Annotated in this window: 19 protein-coding genes; 17 read left to right on the top strand and 2 right to left on the bottom strand. The window is 42.7% G+C overall.

The features are described 5' to 3' along the window. Positions 1–576: 576 nt before the first annotated feature. Genes lpxD through ABLA33_RS03000 form a run of 6 tightly spaced genes read left to right on the top strand, consistent with a single transcriptional unit; the run spans position 577 to position 7,908 of the window. On the top strand, positions 577–1,605 hold the full coding sequence (gene lpxD, locus ABLA33_RS03025) for a UDP-3-O-(3-hydroxymyristoyl)glucosamine N-acyltransferase (protein ID WP_347719189.1): 1,029 nt from the start codon (positions 577–579) through the stop codon (positions 1,603–1,605). Between the two features lie 12 nt (positions 1,606–1,617). After that, positions 1,618–3,003 (top strand): bifunctional UDP-3-O-[3-hydroxymyristoyl] N-acetylglucosamine deacetylase/3-hydroxyacyl-ACP dehydratase, encoded by a 1,386-nt coding sequence (locus ABLA33_RS03020; RefSeq protein WP_315091347.1) that lies wholly within the window; start codon positions 1,618–1,620, stop codon positions 3,001–3,003. Between the two features lie 13 nt (positions 3,004–3,016). After that, positions 3,017–3,796, top strand: coding sequence for an acyl-ACP--UDP-N-acetylglucosamine O-acyltransferase (lpxA, locus tag ABLA33_RS03015; protein WP_347719188.1), 780 nt, complete (start codon positions 3,017–3,019; stop codon positions 3,794–3,796). A gap of 30 nt (positions 3,797–3,826) precedes the next feature. Beyond that, positions 3,827–4,387 (top strand): hypothetical protein, encoded by a 561-nt coding sequence (locus tag ABLA33_RS03010; RefSeq protein ID WP_311490107.1) that lies wholly within the window; start codon positions 3,827–3,829, stop codon positions 4,385–4,387. Continuing rightward, the gene (gene miaA, locus ABLA33_RS03005) at positions 4,384–5,295 is read left to right on the top strand and encodes a tRNA (adenosine(37)-N6)-dimethylallyltransferase MiaA (protein WP_347719187.1); all 912 of its coding nucleotides are present in this window, start codon (positions 4,384–4,386) and stop codon (positions 5,293–5,295) included. Before ABLA33_RS03010 ends, miaA begins: the two co-directional genes overlap by 4 nt. Before the next feature lie 57 nt (positions 5,296–5,352). Next, entirely contained in the window at positions 5,353–7,908 is a 2,556-nt protein-coding gene (locus ABLA33_RS03000) for a transglycosylase domain-containing protein (RefSeq protein ID WP_347719186.1), read from the top strand. A gap of 292 nt (positions 7,909–8,200) precedes the next feature. On the opposite strand, the gene ABLA33_RS02995 is transcribed toward ABLA33_RS03000, so the two are convergent. Next, positions 8,201–9,016 carry a DUF5715 family protein gene (locus ABLA33_RS02995; protein WP_347719185.1) on the bottom strand — a complete coding sequence of 272 codons (816 nt, stop codon included), beginning with the start codon at positions 9,014–9,016 and terminating at the stop codon, positions 8,201–8,203. A gap of 150 nt (positions 9,017–9,166) precedes the next feature. Here ABLA33_RS02995 and ABLA33_RS02990 point away from each other — a divergent pair, with 150 nt between their 5' ends. The 5 genes from ABLA33_RS02990 (at position 9,167) to ABLA33_RS02970 (ending at position 15,728) form a co-directional block, all read left to right on the top strand. Next, entirely contained in the window at positions 9,167–10,162 is a 996-nt protein-coding gene (locus tag ABLA33_RS02990; protein WP_347719184.1) for a PhoH family protein, read from the top strand. Between the two features lie 66 nt (positions 10,163–10,228). Continuing rightward, positions 10,229–11,170: a phosphoribosylaminoimidazolesuccinocarboxamide synthase gene (locus ABLA33_RS02985; RefSeq protein WP_347719183.1), complete on the top strand. Its 942-nt coding sequence runs from the start codon at positions 10,229–10,231 to the stop codon at positions 11,168–11,170. Between the two features lie 134 nt (positions 11,171–11,304). Then, the gene (ubiE, locus tag ABLA33_RS02980) at positions 11,305–12,039 is read left to right on the top strand and encodes a bifunctional demethylmenaquinone methyltransferase/2-methoxy-6-polyprenyl-1,4-benzoquinol methylase UbiE (RefSeq protein WP_347719182.1); all 735 of its coding nucleotides are present in this window, start codon (positions 11,305–11,307) and stop codon (positions 12,037–12,039) included. Beyond that, positions 12,036–12,779, top strand: coding sequence for a shikimate dehydrogenase (locus tag ABLA33_RS02975; protein WP_347719181.1), 744 nt, complete (start codon positions 12,036–12,038; stop codon positions 12,777–12,779). Before ubiE ends, ABLA33_RS02975 begins: the two co-directional genes overlap by 4 nt. A gap of 132 nt (positions 12,780–12,911) precedes the next feature. Continuing rightward, positions 12,912–15,728 carry an outer membrane beta-barrel protein gene (locus ABLA33_RS02970; protein ID WP_347719180.1) on the top strand — a complete coding sequence of 939 codons (2,817 nt, stop codon included), beginning with the start codon at positions 12,912–12,914 and terminating at the stop codon, positions 15,726–15,728. A gap of 384 nt (positions 15,729–16,112) precedes the next feature. Here ABLA33_RS02970 and ABLA33_RS02965 read toward each other — a convergent pair whose 3' ends face one another. Beyond that, positions 16,113–17,825: an endonuclease gene (locus tag ABLA33_RS02965; RefSeq protein ID WP_347719179.1), complete on the bottom strand. Its 1,713-nt coding sequence runs from the start codon at positions 17,823–17,825 to the stop codon at positions 16,113–16,115. Between the two features lie 233 nt (positions 17,826–18,058). Here ABLA33_RS02965 and ABLA33_RS02960 point away from each other — a divergent pair, with 233 nt between their 5' ends. The 6 genes from ABLA33_RS02960 to pyrF all read left to right on the top strand — a co-directional run bounded on the left by ABLA33_RS02960 (position 18,059) and on the right by pyrF (position 24,673). Beyond that, complete coding sequence (locus tag ABLA33_RS02960) at positions 18,059–19,021, top strand: TPM domain-containing protein (RefSeq protein WP_347719178.1); 963 nt, start codon at positions 18,059–18,061, stop codon at positions 19,019–19,021. Positions 19,022–19,114: 93 nt separating this feature from the next. After that, entirely contained in the window at positions 19,115–19,723 is a 609-nt protein-coding gene (locus ABLA33_RS02955) for a LemA family protein (protein ID WP_347719177.1), read from the top strand. A 24-nt stretch (positions 19,724–19,747) separates the two neighbouring features. Next, on the top strand, positions 19,748–20,911 hold the full coding sequence (locus tag ABLA33_RS02950) for an AIR synthase-related protein (RefSeq protein ID WP_347719176.1): 1,164 nt from the start codon (positions 19,748–19,750) through the stop codon (positions 20,909–20,911). 60 nt (positions 20,912–20,971) lie between these two features. Next, positions 20,972–22,081 carry a peptide chain release factor 1 gene (gene prfA / locus ABLA33_RS02945; RefSeq protein WP_347719175.1) on the top strand — a complete coding sequence of 370 codons (1,110 nt, stop codon included), beginning with the start codon at positions 20,972–20,974 and terminating at the stop codon, positions 22,079–22,081. 29 nt (positions 22,082–22,110) lie between these two features. After that, positions 22,111–23,853: a DUF4153 domain-containing protein gene (locus ABLA33_RS02940; RefSeq protein WP_347719174.1), complete on the top strand. Its 1,743-nt coding sequence runs from the start codon at positions 22,111–22,113 to the stop codon at positions 23,851–23,853. Further along, a complete protein-coding gene (gene pyrF / locus ABLA33_RS02935; protein ID WP_347719173.1) occupies positions 23,846–24,673 on the top strand; it encodes an orotidine-5'-phosphate decarboxylase in 828 nt (275 codons plus the stop codon). The genes ABLA33_RS02940 and pyrF overlap by 8 nt, the downstream gene beginning before the upstream one ends. The last annotated feature ends 138 nt before the right edge of the window (positions 24,674–24,811 follow it).

Genomic DNA, 24,811 nt, shown 5'->3' with positions numbered 1-24,811 from the left:
TGCGTGTGCAGTTTAAGAAACTCATGAAAGAGCGTTTCTTAAACCGAATTGGGGTATAAGGGAATTTTCAAACGCTATAAGGAAGTCAGCTGACATCCTTATAATATCAGTTGATAGGATAAGGGGAAATAGGCTTCTGTATAGTGAAATTTCTTGTTTTATTTTGAAAAACTATTGGTATTCAAGTCGCTTTAGCCTTCAAACAAAGAAGATCATCCGCCACTAACATCTTCTTCTTCTTTTTCTTTTATTGCATTGACGGATTTTATGTCTTTTCCATTTTCTAGAATAGAAAAGAACATTGTAAAATAATAGTGCCTTTCCTCCTCCAAGTTAAGCCCTTGAAATTTATGTTTTGATGTTGGAGGATGAAATTACCGAGAGAGAACGAATGTAGTTTGAAGTTAAACATGGAGAAGTGGGATTTTAAAAAGCAAAAATGAGTTTTATCTGTTAGTCTTTCAAAGTTTCACAGAAGCTACTGAAAAGTAGCTTGGGAATGAGAAAAGACTAAGCTTTTTTGCATTTTCGTTTACTTTCCTTTATCTTCGCATATTATAAGATTATAATCACGCTATGGAATTTAATGCAGAGCAGATTGCAGCGTATTTGCAGGGACAGGTTGAGGGAGACCCCAAGGCCGTTGTAACTACGTTTGCAAAGATAGAGGAAGGTGTGCCTGGTGCCATTACTTTTCTCTCTGATATTCACTACGAACACTATCTCTACGCCACGAAAGCCAGTGTCGTATTAGTCAATAAAGATTTTAAGCCATCTAAGTCTGTTACCGCTACGTTGATACGTGTTGAAGACGCACGTGCTTGTGTTGCACGGTTGCTGACGTTGTATCAGCAAGCGATGTCACAACCACGCGTAGGCATTCACCCACAGGCTTGTGTAGCAGAAACGGCACAAATCGGTAAGAATGTTTATGTAGGGCCACATGCTTATGTAGGCGAAAATGTTGTTATAGGTGATGGTTCACAACTCTATGCAGGAGTTGTCGTAGAAGAACGTGCAACAGTGGGAGAGAACTGTATTCTCTATCCTAATGTGTCTGTTTATCACGATTGTCATGTTGGCAACCGCGTGATTCTTCATTCAGGTTGCTGCATCGGTTCTGATGGCTTTGGTTTTGCTCCGGTAGATGGAGGCTATGAGAAGATTCCTCAAATTGGTAATGCTATCATTGAAGATGATGTCGAAATAGGAGCTAATTCTTGTGTGGATCGTGCCGTTATGGGTTCAACCTATGTGCGCAAGGGCGTGAAGCTTGATAATCTTGTTCAAATTGCTCATAATTGCGATATTGGTGAAAACACAGTGATGTCGGCTCAAGTGGGAGTAGCCGGCTCAACCAAGATAGGCCAGTGGTGTATGTTTGGCGGACAGGTTGGCATTGCTGGTCATATAGAGATAGCCGATCGCACTCGTAGCGGAGCACAAGCTGGCATTGCAGGAAAAGTGCGTAAATCAGATCAGGTTATTATTGGCTCGCCTGCAATGGATGCTCGCCAGTTTGCCCGTTGTTCAGCAGTATTCAAGAATCTCCCCGAATTGTGGAAGGACGTGAACGATCTGAAGCGTGCTTTCGAAAATAAATGAAACGTATAGACTATGTTTAAGCAAAAAACTCTCAAAGGAAGTTTTTCTCTTTTCGGGAAAGGACTTCATACAGGTCTAAACCTGACCGTGACGTTCAATCCTGCTCCAGAGAATTTCGGATATAAAGTTCAGCGTATCGATTTACCAGGAGAACCACTCATTGAAGCCATTGCCGAAAATGTGGTAGATACCTCTCGTGGTACAGTTATTGCGAAAGGTGAGGCTCGTTGCTCCACGATTGAGCACGCCATGGCCGCCTTGTATGCCAGTGGTATTGACAACTGCCTTATATCGGTGAACGGACCAGAGTTTCCTATCCTCGATGGTAGTGCGGAAATCTATATGGACAATATCCAGAAAGTGGGTGTTGAAGAGCAGAATGCAGAGAAAGATTTCTTTGTTATCAAACGTAAGATAGAGTTCCGCGATGACAAAACAGGTTCTAGCATCATCATTCTGCCCGATGAGCAATTCTCTCTGACGGCTATGATTTCTTTCGATTCAGAGTTTATTGGCAGCCAGTTTGCCACGCTCGATAATATGGAAGATTTCGGAAAGGAGATAGCTCCTGCTCGCACCTTTGTTTTCGTTCGAGAAATAGAGCCGCTGCTCAAGATGGGACTTATCAAAGGGGGAGATTTGGACAACGCCGTTGTTATCTATGAAACACCTATGGAACAAGGTGCGCTCGACCTCTTGGCCGACAATCTCCATGTGGATCATCGTGACGCAACGAAGTTAGGTTATATACAGCGCCGCCCGCTTGAATGGCGCAATGAACCCGCTCGCCATAAATTGTTGGACATCATTGGTGATATGGCACTGATTGGTCGCCCGCTGAAAGGTAGAATTATTGCTACCAAACCTGGTCATACCATCAATAATAAGTTTGCACGACAGATGCGTCGAGAAATTCGCAAGCACGAAGTACAAGCTCCGAAATACGACCCAAATCAAGCACCATTGATGGATATCAATCGTGTTCGTGCTTTGCTACCACATCGCTATCCGATGCAGTTGGTGGACAAAGTCATTGAAATGGGTTCCGACTATATTGTGGCTGTTAAGAATGTTACAAGTAATGAGCCTTTCTTCCAAGGTCATTTCCCCCAAGAGCCTGTTATGCCTGGTGTTTTGCAAATCGAAGCCTTGGCTCAAGCAGGCGGTTTGCTCACGCTGAACACAATGAAAGATCCAGAGAAATGTAGTACTTATTTCTTGAAGATAGATGGTGTAAAATTCCGCCAAAAGGTTGTACCCGGTGATACGCTGCTTTTCAAGGTGCGTATGACAGCCCCTATTCGTCATGGTATTGCATCAATGCATGGCTTTGTATTTGTGGGCGAAACAGCTGTTATGGAAGCATCGTTTACGGCTCAACTTGTTGAAAATAAATAATCATTGAATAGCTATGGCAAATAAGATAAGTCCTTTGGCTTACGTCGATCCCGAGGCTAAAATTGGAGAGAACTGTGAAATAGGACCTTTCTGCTTTATTGATAAGAATGTCGTTATTGGCGATAATAATCGTTTGATGAATAGCGTTACATTGCTCTACGGCACGCGGATGGGAAGTGGAAACGTGGTCTTTCCTGGTGCAGTACTCGGTGCTGTTCCCCAAGACTTGAAGTTTCGTGGTGAAGAAACTACTGCTGAAATTGGTGATAATAATACAATTCGTGAAAATGTTACCATCAATCGCGGAACAGCTGCGAAGGGCAAGACTGTGGTAGGCAGTAATAATCTGCTGATGGAGGGAATGCACGTGGCTCATGATGTCTTTGTAGGCAGCGGTTGTATTATCGGAAACTCCACAAAACTTGCAGGTGAGGTTGTCATTGATGACTTTGCTATTTTGTCTGCGAATGTTCTCGTACATCAGTTCTGCCGCATTGGTAGTTATGTGATGGTGGGTGGCGGTTCTCGTACAAGTCAGGATATACCTCCTTTCACCATGGCTGCTCGAGAACCTATAAAGTATTGCGGTCTGAATCTTGTGGGACTTCGTCGTAGAGGATTTTTTTCAGAAGTTATCGAAAAGGTGCATAAGGCTTACAAGATTATTTACGATAGTGACAAATTGATGAAAGAACGCCTTGAAGAAGTGCGTGAAACCCTCGGTGGCTGCAAAGAAGTAGATTATATTGTGGATTTTTGCAGCAGTTCACAGCGGGGTATTATTGCTGACTAAAGACTGTTCTTTCAATAGTGCTAATAAGGTATGATTTTAAAAATAAAATTTATCTCAGACGAGGTTGAAGGTTTCTTACGTGAGTTTGAAATTGATAGCGATGCAACGTTCCTCGATTTGAATAAAGCGATACTTGCTTCCTGTAATTATCCAGACGATCAGATGACCTCCTTCTATTTGTGTGATGAAGAATGGGAACGCGGGCAGCAAGTGACACGTGAGGACATGGGTGCATCTAGTGCTGATGAGGATGTCTATGTCATGGAGAACACGCGCCTTAGTGAGTTCTTGGAGGATGAAGGACAACGCCTTGTCTTTGTTTTTGATCCTTTTTCAGACCGGATGTTTTATGCTACGGTTTGCGAAGAGATTCCAGGAACGAATTTGAGTCACCCCAAGGTCGTACGTTCCAAAGGAACTGCTCCGCAGCAAATAGCGGAGTTGGATTTCTCTATGCCAGCTCCTAAAACCGCTACTGCTGGAGCAGGAGAAGTAGAAGATGATGTGCTCTTTGGTGCAGAAGGACCACAATTTAATGATGATGAACTCGATTTGGAGGGATTCGAAATAAGCGACGGACAGCCCTATTGAAAACTCTTATAGTCATTTTGGGGCCTACGGGCGTAGGAAAAACCGAATTGTCTTTGCGAATTGCAGAGCAGTTCGGTTCCTGTATTATTAGCGCAGATAGTCGCCAGTTTTATCGTGATATCCCCATAGGTACAGCTGCTCCCACTCCTGACCAGCTAGAACGAGTGAAACACTATTTTGTTGGTACACTTGGTTTGGAGGATTACTACAGCGCGTCACAATATGAGGTCGATACACTAAAATTGCTTTCTCAACTTTTTGAACAGCAGGAGGTTATCGTTATGAGTGGGGGCTCAATGATGTATATCGACGCCGTTTGCAATGGCATTGATGACATTCCAACAGTGACGGATGAAACGCGCAAAATGGTGCGTTCTCGTTATGAAGCGGAGGGCTTGGAAACTTTGGTTTCCGAGTTACGCTTGCTTGATCCTGCTTATTACGACCGCGTGGATCGGAAAAATACTGCACGTGTGTTGCACGCCCTAGAGATTTGTTACCAAACGGGGCATACTTTCACTTCTTTTCGCACGGGCAAAAAGAAGCTGCGTCCCTTCAATATTATAAAGGTTGGGTTGAATCGCCCACGTCCAGAATTGTTTGATAGAATAAATCACCGCGTCTCTGCAATGATGGGTGAGGGACTTTTGGATGAAGTGCAGCGTGTACTACCTTTTCGTAATTGTAACTCATTGAATACAGTGGGATATAAGGAATTGTTCAATTATTTGGATGGAGAATGGGAACTGGATTTTGCTCTCGACAGAATGCGTAAGAATACACGCGTTTATGCCAAAAAGCAGCTCACATGGTTCAAGCGTGATGAAAGTATTTATTGGTTCCATCCTGAAGAACACTCGATTTGTGATCGATTGCATGATATAGTGGCTGCGTATAAAAATGTCTAAATCTTTGCCGGTACGGCTTTGTTACCGTATTTTTGCACATTAATAATGTATTGAGATATGTCAGAAAATAAAAAGTCTTTATTGAATACTCTCCTTCGTCCTTTTCGTTGGTGTATCCGCAAGTTGAAAGGTTTTTGGAGCTGGTATAAAAGCTTATACAAAGACCAGCCATGGTGGAAGAAAACCATTGTGGTAATTTCTTCTTCTATTGCCTTTCTCTTCTTTTATGTTTTCGCGGTCACTTTTAATCTTTTCTGGCTTTTTGGCAAGTCACCTTCGCTAAGTGAGATTATGCACCCTAAAACAGCAATGGCTTCCGAAATCTACAGTTCTGATGGAAAGGTAATAGGTAAATTCTTTAGTGAAAATCGTATGCCTGTAGAGTATAAAGATATCAATCCTGTATTTTTCAAGGCTTTGATTTCTACAGAGGATGAACGTTTTTATGAGCACCACGGCATAGATTTTCAAGGGATGCTGGCTGCTGCCAAAGATGCTACGCGAGGTAATGCCCGCGGTGCTTCAACAATCACGCAGCAGTTGGTGAAGAATATGTTTAAAGTACGCTCAGAATATGGTACAGGTCTACTTGGTAAAATTCCAGGTGTTCGTATCCTCATTATGAAGAGTAAGGAGATGATTATTGCAACAGAGATTGAGATGACCAACTCTAAGCAAGACATCCTTCGAATGTATGCAAATACTGTAGATTTTGGCTCAAATGCTTTTGGTATAAAAACTGCTGCTAAGACCTACTTTAATACAACTCCTGCTAAACTGAAGACTGAAGAAGCTGCAGTATTAGTGGGAATGTTGAAAGCAACTACTGCTTATAATCCTCGTACAAATCCTGAGCGAAGTAAGTCACGCAGAAATGTTGTGTTGGAGAATATGTATACTCACAACTTCTTATCGCGTCAAGAAGCTGATTCACTGAAAAAACTTCCATTAAAATTGGACTTCAGTGTAGAGAGTGCTCTTGATGGACAAGCTCTCTATTTCCGCGATGCCGTAGCCGATTATATTAAAGAAAAGTGTCCTGATGTGGATCCTTACACAGATGGTCTAAAAATCTATACTACGCTGGATACGCGTATGCAGAAATATGCGGAAGAAGCTGTTAAGCAGCAAATGAAAACTGTACAAAACAACTTCGATAACCATTGGCGCGGGCAAGATCCCTGGCGTGATGAACATGGTAATATTATTCCAAATTTTATCGAGGACCGTTTGAAAAAAGAAAATGTCTACAAGCAGCTGGCTGCTCGTTATCCCAACGATCCAGATTCGGTAAACTATTATCTTAATAAGCCACATAAAGTAAAACTCTTTACTTATAATGGCTCTGAGGAACGAATCATGTCAACAGTAGATTCTTTGAAATATATGGTCCGTTTTATGCACGCAGGTTTTATGGCTATGGAGCCGCAAACGGGATATGTACGTGCTTGGGTGGGTGATATAGATTACAAGACTTGGCAGTATGATAAAGTTGTATCTATGCGCCAACCTGGTTCTACTTTTAAGCTCTTCGTTTATGCTACGGCAATGAAGCAAGGTCTTACGCCTGCAGATACTCGCAGAGATGAGATGATTGAGATGACTGTCTACGATAAAATTAAGAAGGAAAATACCGTGTGGCGTCCTACAAATGCTAATGGTCGTTTCTCAGGTGTTGATATGCCCTTACGCACGGCTTTTGCCCGGAGTATCAATTCAGTAGCTGTACGTTTAGGGCAAGATGTGGGTATTCCACAGGTAATTCGTACTGCCCAAGATTTGGGTGTAAAATCTCCTCTGGATGATACTCCTGCGTTGGCTTTGGGTGCAAGCGATGTAAAGTTGGAAGAAATTGTTGGGGCATATAGTGCTGTTGCTAATAATGGTGCCTATATAGAACCCACTTTGGTTACAAAAATAGTGAATCAAGATGGTGATGTAGTCTACGAAGCAGAACCGAAACCTGTACAAGCTCTTCCGTGGAAAGCAGCTTTCTATATGCAAAAAATGTTGGAGGCCGGCATGATGGATTCTGGCGGAACTTCGCAATCTTTCCAAAGCTACTTAGGTAGTGCTTTATGGAGCAAACAGATAGATGCAGGTGGCAAGACGGGTACTTCTAACAATCACTCTGATGCTTGGTTTGTGGGAGTTACGCCGGGCCTTGTTTGTGGAGCTTGGGTTGGAGCGGAAGATCGTTGTATACACTTCCGGACTGGAGCTTTAGGGCAAGGTAGTCGAACTGCTCTTCCTATTGTAGGTCTCTTTATGCAAAAAGTCTTGGCAGATGCGGACCTAGGTCAGAAGTACAGACAACGTTATGCACCAACCCCCGAAACTGTAGATCCTGCTACCTATGGCGGTGATTTCAATTTCTCAGCTCCTTCTAATAATCATGCTGATTCTCTTTCTTCTCATCATGCATCAGATAGCTTAAATTCTTCTGCCGATGATTTGATGGGAGGAGAGGGTGATATGAGAGAAGAACCTTCTGTTACTTCGCGAACAGATGAAGTACAAAGTAGTTCATCGCATACGACCGTCTCTTCGCAGAAAAATGGGATACAGAAAACGAAGAAAGACAAAGAATCTAATGAAGATCTTTTCAACTAAAAAATAGTTCTAATTAGCGGCAGGTCTACATTTTGTAGGCCTGTCGTTTCTTATGATAATAGCTGTTCATAAAAGTAATAACTCTGTAGAAAAGAATTATCTACGATGCCTATAAACAGCCAAAATTTTATATACCATTTATTTCACTAAATACAATAAGGATATTGGCGAAAGGAATAAGGATGTCAGCTGGCGTCCTTATTGTGTTTTAAAACGCAATAAGGATATTTTCGAAGATCTTTATTGTGTTTTATTACTATTTGGTGAAATTTTAGATAGTCTTAATCAAGGCTTATCGGCACGTTATGTGAAAGCATGGTTTGCGGTACTCGTATTTTATGTAGCAGGTTCCCAATTTGCGTTGGTCGTTAAGAACTTCGGCTAAGATACTCTTTAAGCGCGTTCCCCATTCTGTGGGACGTTGCGTTCCATCAGGATCATTCACACGTTCAAATTTGTTGTAGCCAATATCGAAAGTAGTTCCATATTGGTGGCAACTTTGTTCGGATGCATTCGAATTGAATCGCCGCAATCTTTCTACATCTTCTCGTGTTCTTGTGACGGAGGTGATAACAATCTTATGGAATCCTACGCCTTTACTTGCGCAAGAATCTATAAAGGAGCGCGCAATTTCATTGAGTAATGTAGCTGCACGGGGAACAAGATAGGGAATAGATTGATGTAGACGTTCAACTTTGTAGAAAGGATTGTCGCCAATATAAACCAGCTTATCTGAGTGTTTTATTGCTTCTGAGCGATTAGCAATGACACTAGCCAATCCTAATCGTTGGGCTGTAGCTAACTGCACATCGTTCATGTCTGGAAATGCATCTGCAAAGGTTGGTACACTGACCACGCGATTCTTCACAGGTTGTCCATCTTTTGTCATCAGTTTTATATGTGCACGTGGGCGGAGGAAAATAGAGTCCACTTTTGCACTTTGCACTAAAATGGAATCTGTCTTTCCTGTTCTGTAAGAATAGAGAACAGAATCTACCGTATGAAGGCTATACGAAAGAGTAAGATTCGGATTAGTGCATTTAACGATGAGAAGTATAAAGACAATAGTGAAGAATGAGCCCAGAAAGTGAAGTCGAGTGAATCGCATATGTTTATTTGCTAATAGCGTTTGATTTTGTCGCTAACAAAAGTACTAAAAAACGTGGGATTATGCTTTGCTTTCATTATTTTTGCAGGAAAATAATATATGCTCCTATATGGCATCTTGTCGTGGAGTCTTTATTAATTCACTACCAGTTTGATAGAGAAACATTACGTTATCGAAGAGGCTGATCCTGTAGTATTTTATGGTGCAGGAAATGCTAATTTACGCTTGATAAGGGCACTTCATCCTAAGCTTCGTATAATAGGACGTGACAATATCCTAAAAGTGATGGGGGATGAAGTAGAAATGGTTGCCTTTGAAGAAACTTTTCAAGCGCTTATTGAACATTGTGTTAAGTTCAACACCCTCACAGAAGAAAACATCATAGATATAACTCGTGGTGAGACGACCAAGAATGAGATTGCAGAGGATGTAATAGTTTACAGTACAGGCGGACGTCCCATTACGGCTCGTTCTGAAAATCAACGCAAGCTTGTTGAAAATTTCAGCAAGAATGATTTGCTATTCGCCATTGGGCCGGCTGGTTCAGGTAAGACATATACAGCTATAGCCTTGGCTGTGCGTGCGCTTAAGAATAAGTCTATTCGTAAAATCATCTTGAGCCGTCCTGCTGTGGAAGCTGGAGAGAAGTTAGGTTTCTTACCTGGCGATATGAAAGAAAAGATAGATCCATATCTCCAACCGCTTTATGATGCTCTGCAAGAGATGATTCCCGCTGCAAAGTTGCAAGAATATATGGATACGAATGTTATTCAAATTGCCCCTCTAGCCTTTATGCGTGGGCGAACGCTGAATGACGCGATAGTGATTCTTGATGAAGCGCAGAATACGACAACTGCTCAAATAAAAATGTTTCTTACCCGTATGGGCAAAGATACTAAGATGATTGTTACAGGCGATTTAACGCAGATAGATCTACCGCTGAGTCAGAAAAGCGGTCTGAAGGAAGCGCAGCGCATCCTCAAAGGAATTCCTGGTATCGCATTTATAGAGTTGACAAAGAAGGATATCGTACGCCATAAGCTTGTCACGCGCATTGTTGAAGCCTATGAGTCCGACGAAAAAGAACAAAAAATAAAACGTGAAGTAAAGTCTCAATCTGCTTCATCTTTAACTCCAAAAAGCTAACAAGACAATTCTGCTGTTGGCTTTGCTGCCGACAACAGGAAAGTCAACAAAAAATCTATAAACAAAATGAATGCTTTAACAAAAACTGATTTTAACTTCCCAGGTCAGAAGGGAGTTTACCACGGAAAGGTTCGTGACGTTTATAACATTAACAACGAGCAGTTGGTAATGATTGCAACGGATCGCATTTCTGCTTTCGATGTCATACTTCCCAAAGGTATTCCTTTTAAGGGGCAAGTTCTCAATCAGATTGCGGCAAAGTTCTTAGATGCCACTAAGGATATTTGTCCCAACTGGAAGTTAGCCACTCCCGATCCTATGGTTACGGCTGGCGTTCTTTGTAAAGGCTTTCCCGTTGAAATGATTGTTCGTGGATATCTCTGCGGTAGTGCTTGGCGTACCTATAAGAGTGGTGTTCGTGAGATTTGCGGTGTTCGTCTGCCTGACGGTATGAAAGAGAACCAAAAATTTCCAGAGCCAATCATTACTCCTACTACCAAGGCTGAGATAGGGGAGCACGATGCAGATATTTCTAAGGAAGAGATTCTGGCTCGTGGTCTAGCAACGCCTGAAGAATATGCTGTCTTGGAGAAATATACTATGGCGTTGTTTAAACGTGGTAGTGAGATTGCGGCAAAGCGCGGTTTGATTCTCGTAGATACGAAATATGAATTCGGACTTCACAATGGAGAGATTTATTTGATGGACGAAATCCATACTCCCGACTCTTCTCGCTATTTCTATAGTGAAGGCTATGAAGAGCGTTTTGAAGCAGGTCAGCCTCAGAAGCAACTCTCTAAGGAGTTTGTTCGTGAATGGTTAATGGAAAATGGTTTCCAGGGTAAGGAAGGACAACAAGTTCCCGAAATGACGGACGAAATTGTTCGTAGTATTAGTGAACGCTATATAGAGCTCTACGAGCACATTACAGGCGAGAAGTTTGAAGGTGACGAGAGCGAAGGTCTTGCAGAACGTATTGAGCAAAATGTTGCAGCCTACTTGAAATAACTCCCTTCTTATAATTATATTCATAAGCTTACGAGGTGCGAGGCATGGAGTTTGTTCTCATACACCCATTGCTCGCATCTCGTAATCTTTTCTAATTTTTTATTGTCTCTATTCTAAAACGCATTCTAAAGAAGATGTATAACCAAGAGAAGATAAAACCCTACAGTGAAGAAGGTCGAAAAGGTGAACAAGTAGAGAAAATGTTTGATAATATAGCTCCTACTTATGATCTTCTTAATCACTCCTTATCATTAGGCCTTGATCGCTATTGGCGCAATACAGCTATTGATACTCTTTTGCCTTATGCTCCCAAGCAGATTCTTGATGTGGCAACAGGAACCGGAGATTTTGCTTTGCTGGCTACTCGTCGGTTAAAGCCAGAGCAGCTTTTGGGTGTGGATCTTAGTGAAGGAATGTTGGAAGTGGGACGTCGCAAAATTGCAGAAGCAGGCCTTTCTGACGTTATAAAGTTTCAAAAGGAAGACTGTATGAACCTGTCTTTGCCCGACAATGCTTTCGATGCTGTGACGGTGGCTTATGGTGTCCGAAACTTTGAGGATCTCGACCGTGGACTTTGTGAGATGCACCGGGTTCTTAGAGAAGGTGGCCGCCTTGTTATCATCGAACTCACTACGCCTCATTCTTTCCCGATGAAGCAAGTGTTCGGATTGTATTCTCACGTACTCATGCCGCTGGTTGGGCGGTTCATATCAAAAGATACAAAGGCATATCACTATCTCCCCGCTTCGATGGAGGCATTCCCGCAAGGCGAGGAAATGCAGAAGATTCTGCAAAAAGCAGGTTTTAAGGACGTTCGATTTAAGCGCTTCACCTTTGGTTTGAGCACTCTCTATACTGCAACGAAATGACGGAGCACTACGGCTTGATTGGTTATCCTTTGGGACATTCCTTTTCTGCTCGTTTCTTTTCAGAGAAATTTGAGAAAGAAGGCATTGCAGCTGTTTATACGAACTATGAAATTGTCAAGGCTGAGGATTTGTTAGACATCGTTCAAGATCCGCAGTTGAGAGGTTTGAACGTCACTATACCTCACAAGCAAGCCGTCCTGCCAATGCTCGACAGAATCTCGGAAGAGGCCAAAGCCATTGGAGCAGTCAATGTCATTCGTGTAAGCCACGATGCCGATGGTACTCATCTGTACGGCTACAATAGTGATGTTGTAGGCTTTAGTCGTTCAATAGCTCCGCTGCTCAATCCTTCTCACAAACGGGCACTGATTCTTGGAACAGGCGGAGCTTCTAAAGCTGTTGTGTATGGTCTTCAGCAACTCGGCATTTCCTCTACTTTCGTCAGCAGGAGTAAGAAACCTGGGCAGCTGACTTATGAAGAACTTACTCCGAATATTATGGCTGAGCATACCGTTATTGTTAACTGCTCTCCTGTTGGAATGTTTCCGCACATAGATGAGGCACCTGCCATTCCTTACGCTTCGCTTACTCCTCAACACCTTCTTTACGATTTGGTTTATAATCCCGAGCAAACTCAGTTTATGACTCGCGGAGCAGCCCATGGAGCTGTGGTGAAGAATGGCCTTGAGATGCTCCATGTTCAAGCCCTTGTGGCGTGGGATTTCTGGCACGAAAGTTAGTCCTTCTGTCTGTTGTCCTTCACGATATATATTAGTGCATTTATACAGATAAATGTAATTCTATTCTATCTTTTTTATTAGAATTCTTGTTTTGCTTAAAAAAAAACTTACATTTGCGCAAAACAAAAGTCTATGAAAACTTCACGAAAAATCTTTATGGTAATGCTGTTGGCCATGCTATCTGTGCCAGTTGCTGCAGATGTTGTCGTCGGCCGAGTGATTGATGCCTTGACCAAGCAACCTTTAGAGGAAGCAGTTGTGGCTGTTGAATCGAAAGTGGATAGAATGAGTTTCGTGATAAATACTATGACTGATAGTTTGGGAAACTTCTCTACGGACGCAATGGGTATGGCCACGCTCCGCGCTACAATGGTGGGATATAAAACTACTATTCGGCGATTTGTAGCGGGTGATTTAGGAGGAAATGATACGATACACATTGGTGATATTGCCATAGATCCTTCCGATGTTTTATTGAAGAGTGCTGTGGTTCAAGGTCATGCAAAGCGTTTTACAATGCGTGGAGATACAGTTGTGTTCAATCCTGCAGCTTTCAACCTCAGTGAAGGTGCTCGTTTAGAAGAACTCATAAAGAAGCTACCGGGAGTTACCATCAAAGACGGGCAACTCTACTGGATGGATAAGCCCATTCGCATTTTGATGAATGGGCAACCTATGATGGCCAACAATGATTTGCTGACGCAGCAGTTGCCAGTAGAAGCTGTTGAGAATATCAAGGCTTATAACAAAGCCTCAAAAATGAAGGAACGCACAGGTAAGGACGATGGAGCGGAAGATCATGTTCTCGATATTACTATTAAGCCTGGTTTCCTTGATAAGTGGTATGGCACGGCTTCTTTAACAGGGCAAACGCCCAAACGGGCGCAGGTGAATCTTGATGCCACTTATCTTTCAATCCATGACCCTGTCTTAGCAGTGTTCAACTGGGATAATTTGGCAAATCATGTATTGGAAAAAAGTTTTAGCAATTCAATGACAGGTTCTTACTCTCCTTTTGGCCGACAGCTCTTTGGTGCTTTGGGCTATAAACATCAAAAAGGAGAGGACTCTCAGGCTAGTTATATTTCTCCTTTTCTGAATATCGGCCGGACGGATACTTGGCAGAATACGCATAAAACTGAAGAAACATTCTTTCCTAACCAAGATAGAACTTTCCAGTTAACTGACCACTATGTGCGTAAGAATGTCTTTGACCCTAAGTTTATGTTGGAAGGTGAATGGAATCCAGATTCAGCCAACTCTTTGTCCTATTCGTTTGAAGCGGGATATAGTAAAGAAAATCATGTTGATAATACGCTTTATGGCGTTTATAGTGCCGACCCTTATTCGCTTGTCGATAATCCTTTGCATTCCAGTCTTCCAGCACTATTGGTCATAAGAACGGTCAACTCTGACACGCGGCAAACTACGCGCGAGGATGCGTCAAGCGTACAGGGAAAATTTAAATGGACACATTTCTTTGCCGACAAGAGTCAGCTGGAAATTGGTATGAATGCAGGAGGTAAGAGCGGAGTTGTTCGTGAGTTGCTCAATCGCGACATATCCTATGTGTCGCGTGCTCCTATTAGCGAGGTACAATATGGGCGCACTCCATCTCATTCTTCAAACCTAGAAGCGTTTGTAAGCTATGAGCGTTGGTTCGGGCGTAATTGTAGACTTTCAGCGAAGTATGAGTATGACCATGAGCGTGGTTTTGTTCGTGAGGATCTTTATAGGCTGAGCGATTTGCCCTCTTATGATGGTTTGTCTCCCTTTCCTCATGATTCTCTTAATCGGGTTCGTGACGTGAATAATTCTTATCGTCGTCGCGATATCGGCAATTCGCAGAAAATCAGTCTTGACGCAACGTGGAATGTGGCCAATTTCCAATTCTTTCCATCTCTCGAAGTACAGAATCTGCACCGTCAACTTAACTATTTGCGTGGAAGAGTGGATACTACTTCCACACGTCGTGATTGGTATGTTAAACCAGAATTTTTTGTACAATGGAAAATTCGAAAAGGAGTCACGTTGAAGGGGGGCTATGAATACTCTGCTACTCCCGCAGACCAACTTAGCCAAATAGCTTGGGTGGACACTTCAAATCCGCTGTATATCACGGAAGGCAACCCGAACTTGAAAGATAGTTACACTCACCATGTTTCGCTTTCGTTTTTAGGAAATATTGCCCGTTCTGTACAGAGTTTTCAGTTCACGGCTGATTACCGACGCTTTGTGAATCCTATCGGGACTCTCTTTTCTTACGACTCTACAACGGGAGTCTATCGCTCTCGTCCCATCAATGTACGCGGAGGTTATGAGTGGGTGTTCGGCGGCAGTTATCAGCGTGCTTTGTCGGACTATTTCACAATGGGCGGAAGAAGCAGTGTTTCTCTGATTCGTAGCTATGGTTATCTAACGGCTACTCCTCTGGCACCTATCTCTGCTTTGAATCGTTCTCAGCAAACGCAGTTTAGTTTCCGCCCCAATTTGGTTTATGAAAGCCAAAAATTGCTCTTAGAGTTGGCTAGCTCTTATTCTTTTAGCTATCGCAACAATAGTGAGACATTCAACTACAATAATCGCTTGGGGTCCTATTTTGCGAATTTCACAGCTCGTTATAAAATACCCAACTGGACATTTCAAACCAATTTCCGAGTTCAAGGTTATCATGGCTATGTCGTTCCTGCCATGAATCGTCCACGCTTTATCTGGGATTCCAACATAGATTGGGGATTCTTACATGGGAAGGCTCATCTCACACTCTCGGTCGATGATATTCTCAATCAGCGACGTCTTTTCTTCACAGATGTATCTGCTTATAGTCGTACTGAAACCATCTATGGCACTATGAACCATTTTGTTTCGTTGACATTTAAGTATCATTTTGATGCACACAAAACAAAAGAGGGGAGAGAACGTGAGAAGTATAATTATCCTTCAGAGTAAATAAAGACATTTATTGACTTTGTCAATAGACTTTAGATAGAGTGGAGGAAAAAGAGCCTATCAATGCTCGTTTTACTCAATGGTTTGAACCCTATTTTACTGGCTATTTATTGATGTATAAAGAGGGGATTACGATACTCCTATTCTATCTAAAAATTTCCTTATTGTATTTGAAAATACAATAAGGAAATCAGCTGACATCCTTATTGTGTCAGCTGACGCAATAAGGATATTTTTAGCATTGCTTATGTTGTTGTATATCAGTGCTATATGATTTTCTGATTGGGAGTGTTCCCCTTTTCTGTAGAATGAAAATCCCCACATCCAAAGCCTATGCGGCTGAAAGATGTGGGGATTGTTTTTGAGAAAAATTTAGGACGCTGTTTATCGAACTATAATCTTGCGACCACCAATGATATAAATACCAGCGGGGAGATTAAAGTTGGTTTGTGTAGGATTCACGTTGCGGAGAATCAAACGGCCTGTAGTATCGTAGACATTTACTCCTTTCGTGTTGAGGCTCATTGTATTGACGCCAGTTGTGGGGCTTTCAACATAGAGTGTAATAGGATGTTGACCTTGCGTGTAGGTGGAGAAGCGCGAAGCTGAAGAGTTGTAGCGAATTTCGCGACGATTATTGGCTACGTTGGCAATGCGTGTGTCGCCACCAGTCAGAGTAATGGTCCACTGAGCAGAAGTGGTCGTTGCACTTTGATTCGTGTTAATTTTATTCTTGTCCACTTCGAGTGAGAGATATACGTTGTCCACTTCGTCAAGGAGTGTCCAAGCATTGTTCTGGCCTCCCAATTTGAAAGCATAGGGTTTGCCAGAAGCATTTACTTCTGTCTGAATCGTACCATCAACAAAGGAGATGTTTGTCTCTGTGCGATAGTCGGTAGAACTCTGTGCGCTCATAGCTCGGCTTTCACCCTCACAAACAATGAGGTAGCGGCTGCCTGCTTTGAGTTGAGAAGCACTATTTACGCGTACCCAAAGATTCTCGCCAGTAGGTTGAGGAGCAATGCTTTCAACGGTCCAACTGCGCGTGATGATGCCACTCTTGTGTCCGTCTTTTGTGGTGTAAGCAGAAATCGTTGTCGCCTGACTGATAGTCAATGTAACTGTAGATGTGGCAGTTTGCTCGCTGCCTCCGTTAATGGTGTAGACGAGTGTAGAACCTGCTGTTGGAATAGAGATAGTAACAACAGTATTTGCCGCTACTTCGCCACTGCCTAGGCTGAAGACAGGAGCTGCAGGAGCGTTTGCTTCAGAGGGCGTAGTTGATCCGTTATAGTTGGCAGGGTCAAAGTTTGTGCCCTTCTTTTCTCCCCATACGTATTGCTCAAGTCCAGGGAAATCTACATAAGGATTACGATTGTGCTGGAACTTGTAAACAGCATTGTTGCGGTCTATTTCCTTTTTGCTCACAGGATCTTCCTTGGCCCATTTCAGAAGGACATCAAGCTCCCATTGAGCAATGCCAGGATAAGTGCCTTTTCCAAAAACGCCTCCCCAAGAGCCGATACGATTCTCATAGCACGTTGCCATATAGAAATAGATGCGAGCAAAGTCGCCCTTGTATTCATCGTTGGGCTCAAACACTGTGCCTGAGTAGCCAGGATTGGCGCAGCGACCCACCTTTGAGAAACCTCCGTTTGAGGTGTAAGTAGGTGCAGAAACATTACCGAAGGGGAAATTTTCACGGCGATTATTGACATATCCATCCGTTGGAACGACATGGAAAGCGTCACTCTTCATGGGCGAAGCCTTCTGAAACCAACTTTGGGGTACGCTGTGCTCACGGTTGTACATATCTCCCTCTTTACTATAACTTCCATTGTGATCGTCGATGGAATAATTGGTGGTGCCAGAATACATATCCCAGATCTTGCCATCAGGGCGAATGTCTGACTTCTGGTAGACGGTGAAGAGTCCACCATAGCCTACATCGGTGTGCGGCCCAATAATTTTGAAGAGGGCGGTTTTGAGTTCTTGTCCCGACTTTCCAGAAGCTGTATTGTAGTAGCCACTCGGAATTTGCGCCAAAAGCATTGTTGCCATACTTAATAGTAGGGCAAAAAGAAAAGTTCTTTTCATGTATGATGATGTTTGTAAGAAATTATAAATTAGTTATTCGGGTTTTCAAAAGTGAAACTGGTGAGTGGGGCGCAAAGGTAAGTAAAATAGTAGAGAAAGTAATATTTTTCTATGATTCTTGTATTATTGAATATCTCTTTTCGCCTATTATATCTCTTTGCTGGTCGGAAAAATTTGGTAGTATTTGCATTTTCCCGTATCTTAGCACTCGTAAAAAGAATAGATTCCATTTTATGGATTATCAAAAGCTACCGACAACGCAAGAGACATCTTATTTCTTGCGCTTTTATGCAACAATAAAAAGTAAGCTTCTCTTGCTTCTTTTGTTGATACCTTTTTTCTGTCGGGCTGAAGTATGGACGCCCGAAAACCTTCCGATGCCTTATTTGCAGAATGCTTCTCATCATGTGTGTAATCCTGATGGAGTGCTTTCGCCTGCTATAGAAGATTCTATCAATCAAAAATTAGTGGCTCTTGAGCAAACGCGTGGTGTACAAGCTATCGTTGTTGCTGTAGAGCGTGTTGAAAATGCCGATGCGTATCAGTTTGGTATGGACTTGGCGAGTAAATATGGCATTGGTAGTAAAAAGCAAAACACAGGGCTTGTTATTGTTTTGGCAACAACGGATAGGAAATTCTATATCCTCACTGGTGAGGGATTGGAAGGAACTCTACCCGATGCTATCTGCTCGCGTGTGGAGAATCGAATAATGAAACCTCTCTTGAAAAAAGGGGACTGGGACAATGCTATGCTGAAGAGTGTTGACGCTTTAGTGGGGTATATGAATGGCGATGAGAGCCTTGAAGCTGAAAAGTCGGAAGAGGAAAATCCTCTTATGGGAGCGTTTGTTGCCATCTTTATAGGAGTACTTCTGTTTGCTTTCATCGCGGCAGCCCAGCCTAAACGAAAATGTCCGAACTGCGGCAAAAGACAGATGCGTAAAGTTCAACAAACTTATGTGAAAGTCAATGGGAAATGGCGCATACGCACATTGTGGCGTTGCTCCGTTTGTGGACACACTGAATATACACACGAAGATCCCAACAATGGGAACGGGAATCATCATCCTATTTCTGTTTTTCCTCCTTTCTTTGGTGGTGGTCTTGGCAGTGGTAGCGGAGGCGGTGGAGGTTTTTCTGGCGGTTCCTTTGGTGGTGGCTCCTTTGGCGGAGGAGGTGCTGGTGGATCTTTCTGATAGGATGGCTTCAAAGCTTTACCCTTCTGTAGAGGAGCAATATCTTCCTATGTTCTAAAAGACTTATTAACTCGATAAATAAATATTGCAAAAATGAAAAGTATAAGCGTTTTACCGAAGAGCATGATTGTTTTGCTCTCTTTCTTGGCTGTTATAGGCCTTTGTCTGCTTTGGGGAGTCATAGTGCGCAACGGATTGGTTCAAGAAGATGAAAATGTCTCTACGGCTTGGGCCAATGTGCAGACACAATACCAACGTCGAGCTGACTTAATTCCTAATCTTGTAAATACCGTGAAAGGTTATGCCAAGCATGAGGAGCAGACTTTCAAAGAAGTGGTTGAAGCACGTGCAAAGGCAACTCAAATCACGGTTAATCCAGAGAACTTGACGCCTGAGAAGCTCAAGGAGTATCAAGCTGCGCAAGGCGAGCTGGGAAGTGCACTCGGCAAACTCATTGCCGTTAGCGAGAACTATCCCCAACTCAAGGCTAACGAAAATTTTATGGAATTACAAGCACAATTGGAGGGAACAGAGAATCGTATCAATGAGAGCCGGAAACGTTATAATGAGTCCGTTCAATCCTACAATGTGAAGGTTCGTACATTTCCTTCTAACCTCATTGCTAATATTTGTGGCTTCCAAACAAAGAATAAGTTTGAAGCAGATGCTGCTGCACAAAATGCACCGAAAGTAGAGTTCTAATTTTCCTAAGTTTTCATTTATTATATGAACAATCGTTATATGGCTCGCGGCGTCTCGGCTATGAAAGAAGACGTACATAATGCTATTAAGAATATCGACAAGGGACTTTTTCCTCAAGCCTTTTGTAAAATCATTCCAGATATTTTAGGAGGCGATCCAGACTACTGTAATATCATGCACGCTGACGGTGCTGGTACCAAATCATCTTTGGCTTATCTGTATTGGAAAGAAACTGGCGATGTGAGCGTATGGAAAGGTATTGCGCAAGACGCACTCATAATGAACACGGATGACTTGCTCTGTGTGGGCGCGGTAGACAATATACTTGTTTCCAGTACGATAGGTCGCAACAAAATGCTCATTCCTGGCGAGGTAATAAGTGCCATTATAAATGGTACTGATGAACTTCTCCAACAAATGCGTGATATGGGCGTAGGTATTTATGCTACCGGAGGTGAAACGGCTGATGTGGGCGACTTGGTTCGTACGATAATTGTGGACAGTACGGTAACGTGTCGAATGAAGCGTAGCGATGTTATCGACAATGCCAATATTCGTCCAGGCGACGTTATTGTAGGTTTGAGCAGTTGCGGACAATCCACTTACGAGAAAGAATATAATGGCGGGATGGGCTCTAATGGTTTGACGAGTGCCCGTCATGATGTTTTTGCTAAGTATCTGGCTGAGAAATATCCCGAGAGCTACGACCATGCTGTTCCTGAAGAACTTGTCTATAGCGGGACTTTCTGTTTGGAGGACGAAGTGGATGGTGCACCCGTTAATGCAGGAAAACTCGTGCTGAGTCCTACGAGAACGTATGCCCCTGTAGTGAAGCGTTTGCTTGATGAACTCCGTCCGCGCATTCATGGTATGGTGCATTGTACGGGAGGTGCGCAAACAAAGGTGTTGCATTTCGTTGGCGAAAATTGTCGTGTTATCAAAGACAATATGTTCCCTGTTCCTCCTCTCTTCCGTGCTATTCAGCAGCAAAGTCAAACGGATTGGCAGGAAATGTATAAAGTGTTCAATATGGGACATCGCCTTGAGATTTATCTTGCCCCTGAAGATGCTGATAAGGTTATTGAAATCTCCAAAAGTTTCAATATCGACGCTCAAATTGTTGGCCGTATCGAAGATGGCAAACGCAGTTTGACCATTCAGAGCGAATTCGGCACGTTTAATTATTGATTTTCGAACATCTCGGATAGTCTGCTTCGTTAGACTTCCGAGATTTTCTAATAACAGCTTATGTCAAATAATTCTATACTTGAGAAGCTCGATGGCCTGCGTGGCCGCTTCGACGAAGTCTCAACACTCATTACAGACCCTAATGTCATAGCCGACCAGCAACGTTATGTTCGCTTGACGAAGGAATATAAAGATTTGGAAGATCTGATGGATGCACGTGAGAAGTATGCGCATTTGTTGGCGAATCTGGAAGAAAGTAAGGATATCTTACTCAATGAGAGCGATCCAGAGATGAAAGAAATGGCTCGAGAGGAGGTGGCTACGTGCGAAGCACAGATCCCCGAGCTGGAAGAACAAATAAAGCTGATGCTTGTGCCAAAAGATCCAGAAGATGGTAAGAATGCCATTCTCGAAATCCGTGCTGGTACTGGCGGTGATGAGGCTGCGCTCTTTGCTGGTGACCTTTTTCGTATGTATTCTAAGTTTTGCGAGACAAAGGGATGGACCTTTGAAGTTAGTTCTGCCTCAGAAGGAGCTGTTGGTGGTTTCAAGGAAATTGTTATTTCAGTAACGGGCGCAGATGTCTACGGAGTGCTGAAATATGAAAGTGGTGTACATCGTGTTCAGCGTGTACCAGCCACAGAAACACAGGGACGTGTTCATACCTCTGCGGCTACGGTGGCCGTGTTGCCCGAAGCAGAGCCTTTCGATGTAGAAATTCACGAAGGTGAAATCAAATGGGACACGTTCCGTAGTTCAGGAGCTGGTGGTCAGAACGTGAACAAGGTGGAATCTGGTGTGCGCTTGCGCTACAATTGGAAGAATCCCAATACGGGTGAAGTGGAGGAGATTTTGATTGAGTGTACCGAAACGCGTGATCAGCCTAAGAATAAAGAGCGTGCGTTAGCTCGTTTGCGTACTTATATCTACGACCACGAGCATCAGAAGTATGTTGACGACATTGCCAATCGTCGTAAGTCGCTTGTTTCTACGGGTGACCGTTCAGCCAAGATTCGTACCTATAATTATCCTCAAGGGCGCATCACGGATCATCGTATCAACTACACCATATATAATCTTTCTGCTTTCATGGATGGAGATATTCAAGATTGCATTGATCATCTCATCGTGGCGGAGAATGCAGAGCGTTTGAAAGAAACAGAAATGTAAATTTATTATTAACCATTAAAAAAGCAGTTATGTTTAAGTTTATCAACAAATACTTGGATATGCTGTCGGCCGAATCTCTTCAGCGTTTGTGGCGTCGCTTCTGGTTGCCATTACTCGAGGTTTGTGTGTTGGCTGTATTACTCTTATGTGGAGTCCATATTGAAAATTTGGAAGCACAACGTTGGTGGCAGGTTGCTGTCTATTTTTTGAGTAGTGGAGCTGTATTGTCGCTCTCTTTACAATTGTGGGGTGAAGAAGTACGGCGGAAGTGGTTACGTTGGACAGTCTTTGGAGTTCTTCAAGCACTTTGGGTAGTTAATGCTATCTACCTCTATAATGTGTCTGATTTCAGCGTAGAACATTTTGTGAGTAATCTCTCACTAGTTACATCTTTTGGTTTGAGCGTTTTAGTATGTTCTTTCTTCCGTTCAAAGAATGATTTGCCATATTGGAACTTTTCGTTTTACACGCTTGCTACAGCTATTGTATCTATAATTATTGGTGGCATACTTCAGGGAGGAATGTCCTTGCTCTATTGGATGCTAGATGTACTATTCAATATAGATATCTCTTGGAAAGTATATGTTGATACCTCCTTTATTGCTGCTTTGCTATTGCCTGTGTTCCTTTTTCTCTTGCAACAGCCCTATGGAGAGAAAAAGCACAATTATACGCTGCACTCCGTTCAGATTCTAAATATTTTTGCACGCTTTCTGTTGGCTCCGCTCTTGCTGATCTACGCAATTGTGCTTTATGTTTATGCTGCTCGTATTCTTGCGATGTGGACTTTGCCCGTTGGCTGGGTTTCCGTTCCTGTTAGCATTTTGGTGATAGGTGTGATCTTACTTATCACATTGCTTTATCCAGCGCGGATGCAAGAAACTCCAAATAAGTTTGATAAGTTGTGTTGTCGATGGATGCCACTTCTTATCTTGCCTTTGCTTGTTTTAATGACAGTGGGAATAGCGAAGCGTCTAAACGATTACGGTATTACTTACATGCGCCTTTATCTCCTGCTTTTCAATCTTTGGTGTTATGGCATCTGTGTGTATCTCATCTTTACACGCTCGCTGAAAATCAAGGCTATTTTGCTATCTTTCAGCATTCTTTTTGTGCTTTCCTCTGTTGGACCTTGGAATTTTGTGAATGTTACACAGCGTGTACTGGCGAGTCAGGTGAGAGAAATCATCGAGAATAGCGTGAAGAAACCAAAATTACCGATGGATGATGAAGCCTTAGATACTTATGTGAAAACGCTTCCTTATGAGCAGCATAGTATGTTGGTGGAAAAACTGAGCTATCTTCATTATAATATTGGTTCTTCGGCAGTAAAAGAGTTTATCACGAAGGATGTTAATTTGTGGGATAAAGAAGTTGCCGATACATCAAGCGTTAATTATGATTTTCAGGTGGAGGGCGATGTTTTCACTATTCCTGCGGGAGTAGAACGTATAGCTGCATTTGATGTGTATAGTAGTGATGTTGCTGATTCCGTTCGCACCACTGATATAATGGTCGTTTCTCAAACTATAGAAGAAGCTGGAAAAGAGCATGAATACTTTGTGCCCTTCCATCTTTCAGATATTAAGAAATGGTCCAAGTTACAAACTCCTATCAAACCTCTTATCGTTCCAACTCGGCATAAGAATGTAAATCTTTTGGTTACTAATATCTCTTTCTATTCTGAATCGAAGAAATTAGACACTAAAGATAAGAGCCTTTCTGTGCATGGCTATTTACTCTTCTATAAACATAAAGATAAAAATGAATAAGCAACAACTCATTCACCAAATACGCGAGCGACGTAGTTTCCTTTGCGTAGGTCTGGATACAGACCTTAAAAAAATGCCCGCGTGTGTCTTGAAAGGTGACAACCCTATTTTTACTTTCAACAAAACTATAATTGATGCTACTGCTCCATACTGCGTGGCATACAAGCCAAACTTAGCTTTTTATGAATGCTTTGGCTTGGAAGGTTGGAAGGCTTTAGAAGATACGATCAAGTATATCAAGGCAGAATATCCCAACCATCTTGTCATTGCCGATGCTAAGCGTGGGGACATTGGTAACACGAGTGCGATGTATGCTCGTGGGATGTTTGAAGAGATGAATGTTGATGCCCTGACTGTCGCTCCTTATATGGGAGAAGACAGTGTTACACCATTTTTGCAATATCCCGACAAATGGGTCATACTTTTAGCGCTGACGAGCAATAAAGGTAGTCACGATTTCCAATTAACGGAGGATTGTCATGGCGAACGTTTGTTTGAAAAAGTGCTCCGCGTCAGCCAGCAATGGGCAGATGCTGACCGTATGATGTATGTTGTTGGTGCTACCCAAGGTCGTCTCTTTGAAGACATTCGGCGTGTTGCGCCAAATAATTTTCTGCTTGTTCCAGGTGTAGGAGCTCAAGGTGGAAGTCTTGAAGAAGTATGCCAATACGGTATGACTTCCGAGTGTGGCCTCCTTGTCAATTCCTCTCGCGGTATCATCTATGCAAGTTCAGAAGAGGACTATGCCGAAGTAGCTGCCCAAAAAGCTCAGGAGCTCCAGCAACAAATGGATACTCTCTTAACAGCAAAAGGATTGTAAAATATCACACAGTAACACACTGTTGTGTTTTTCTTAATAATAGCCCTCGAACGATAGGAAATGCTTTCGAGGGCTATAAATATCAACCAACAACGTTAATATACTTGCTTCGTAGATAATAAAAGCTACAATCTGTGG

Origin of the sequence: uncultured Alloprevotella sp. (assembly GCF_963536905.1) — a bacterium.
In the GTDB taxonomy this organism is placed as follows: Bacteria; Bacteroidota; Bacteroidia; order Bacteroidales; family Bacteroidaceae; genus Alloprevotella.
This window is presented reverse-complemented; position numbering and strand designations above follow the sequence as displayed.

Bases quoted from the DNA above. Each gene is read 5' to 3' on its own strand.
- lpxD (WP_347719189.1), top strand. From the start codon at position 577: ATGGAATTTAATGCAGAGCAGATTGCAGCGTATTTGCAGGGACAGGTT.
- ABLA33_RS03020 (WP_315091347.1), top strand. From the start codon at position 1,618: ATGTTTAAGCAAAAAACTCTCAAAGGAAGTTTTTCTCTTTTCGGGAAA.
- lpxA (WP_347719188.1), top strand. From the start codon at position 3,017: ATGGCAAATAAGATAAGTCCTTTGGCTTACGTCGATCCCGAGGCTAAA.
- ABLA33_RS03010 (WP_311490107.1), top strand. From the start codon at position 3,827: ATGATTTTAAAAATAAAATTTATCTCAGACGAGGTTGAAGGTTTCTTA.
- ABLA33_RS03000 (WP_347719186.1), top strand. From the start codon at position 5,353: ATGTCAGAAAATAAAAAGTCTTTATTGAATACTCTCCTTCGTCCTTTT.
- ABLA33_RS02995 (WP_347719185.1), bottom strand. From the start codon at position 9,016: ATGCGATTCACTCGACTTCACTTTCTGGGCTCATTCTTCACTATTGTC.
- ABLA33_RS02985 (WP_347719183.1), top strand. From the start codon at position 10,229: ATGAATGCTTTAACAAAAACTGATTTTAACTTCCCAGGTCAGAAGGGA.
- ubiE (WP_347719182.1), top strand. From the start codon at position 11,305: ATGTATAACCAAGAGAAGATAAAACCCTACAGTGAAGAAGGTCGAAAA.
- ABLA33_RS02975 (WP_347719181.1), top strand. From the start codon at position 12,036: ATGACGGAGCACTACGGCTTGATTGGTTATCCTTTGGGACATTCCTTT.
- ABLA33_RS02970 (WP_347719180.1), top strand. From the start codon at position 12,912: ATGAAAACTTCACGAAAAATCTTTATGGTAATGCTGTTGGCCATGCTA.
- ABLA33_RS02965 (WP_347719179.1), bottom strand. From the start codon at position 17,825: ATGAAAAGAACTTTTCTTTTTGCCCTACTATTAAGTATGGCAACAATG.
- ABLA33_RS02960 (WP_347719178.1), top strand. From the start codon at position 18,059: ATGGATTATCAAAAGCTACCGACAACGCAAGAGACATCTTATTTCTTG.
- ABLA33_RS02955 (WP_347719177.1), top strand. From the start codon at position 19,115: ATGAAAAGTATAAGCGTTTTACCGAAGAGCATGATTGTTTTGCTCTCT.
- ABLA33_RS02950 (WP_347719176.1), top strand. From the start codon at position 19,748: ATGAACAATCGTTATATGGCTCGCGGCGTCTCGGCTATGAAAGAAGAC.
- prfA (WP_347719175.1), top strand. From the start codon at position 20,972: ATGTCAAATAATTCTATACTTGAGAAGCTCGATGGCCTGCGTGGCCGC.
- ABLA33_RS02940 (WP_347719174.1), top strand. From the start codon at position 22,111: ATGTTTAAGTTTATCAACAAATACTTGGATATGCTGTCGGCCGAATCT.
- pyrF (WP_347719173.1), top strand. From the start codon at position 23,846: ATGAATAAGCAACAACTCATTCACCAAATACGCGAGCGACGTAGTTTC.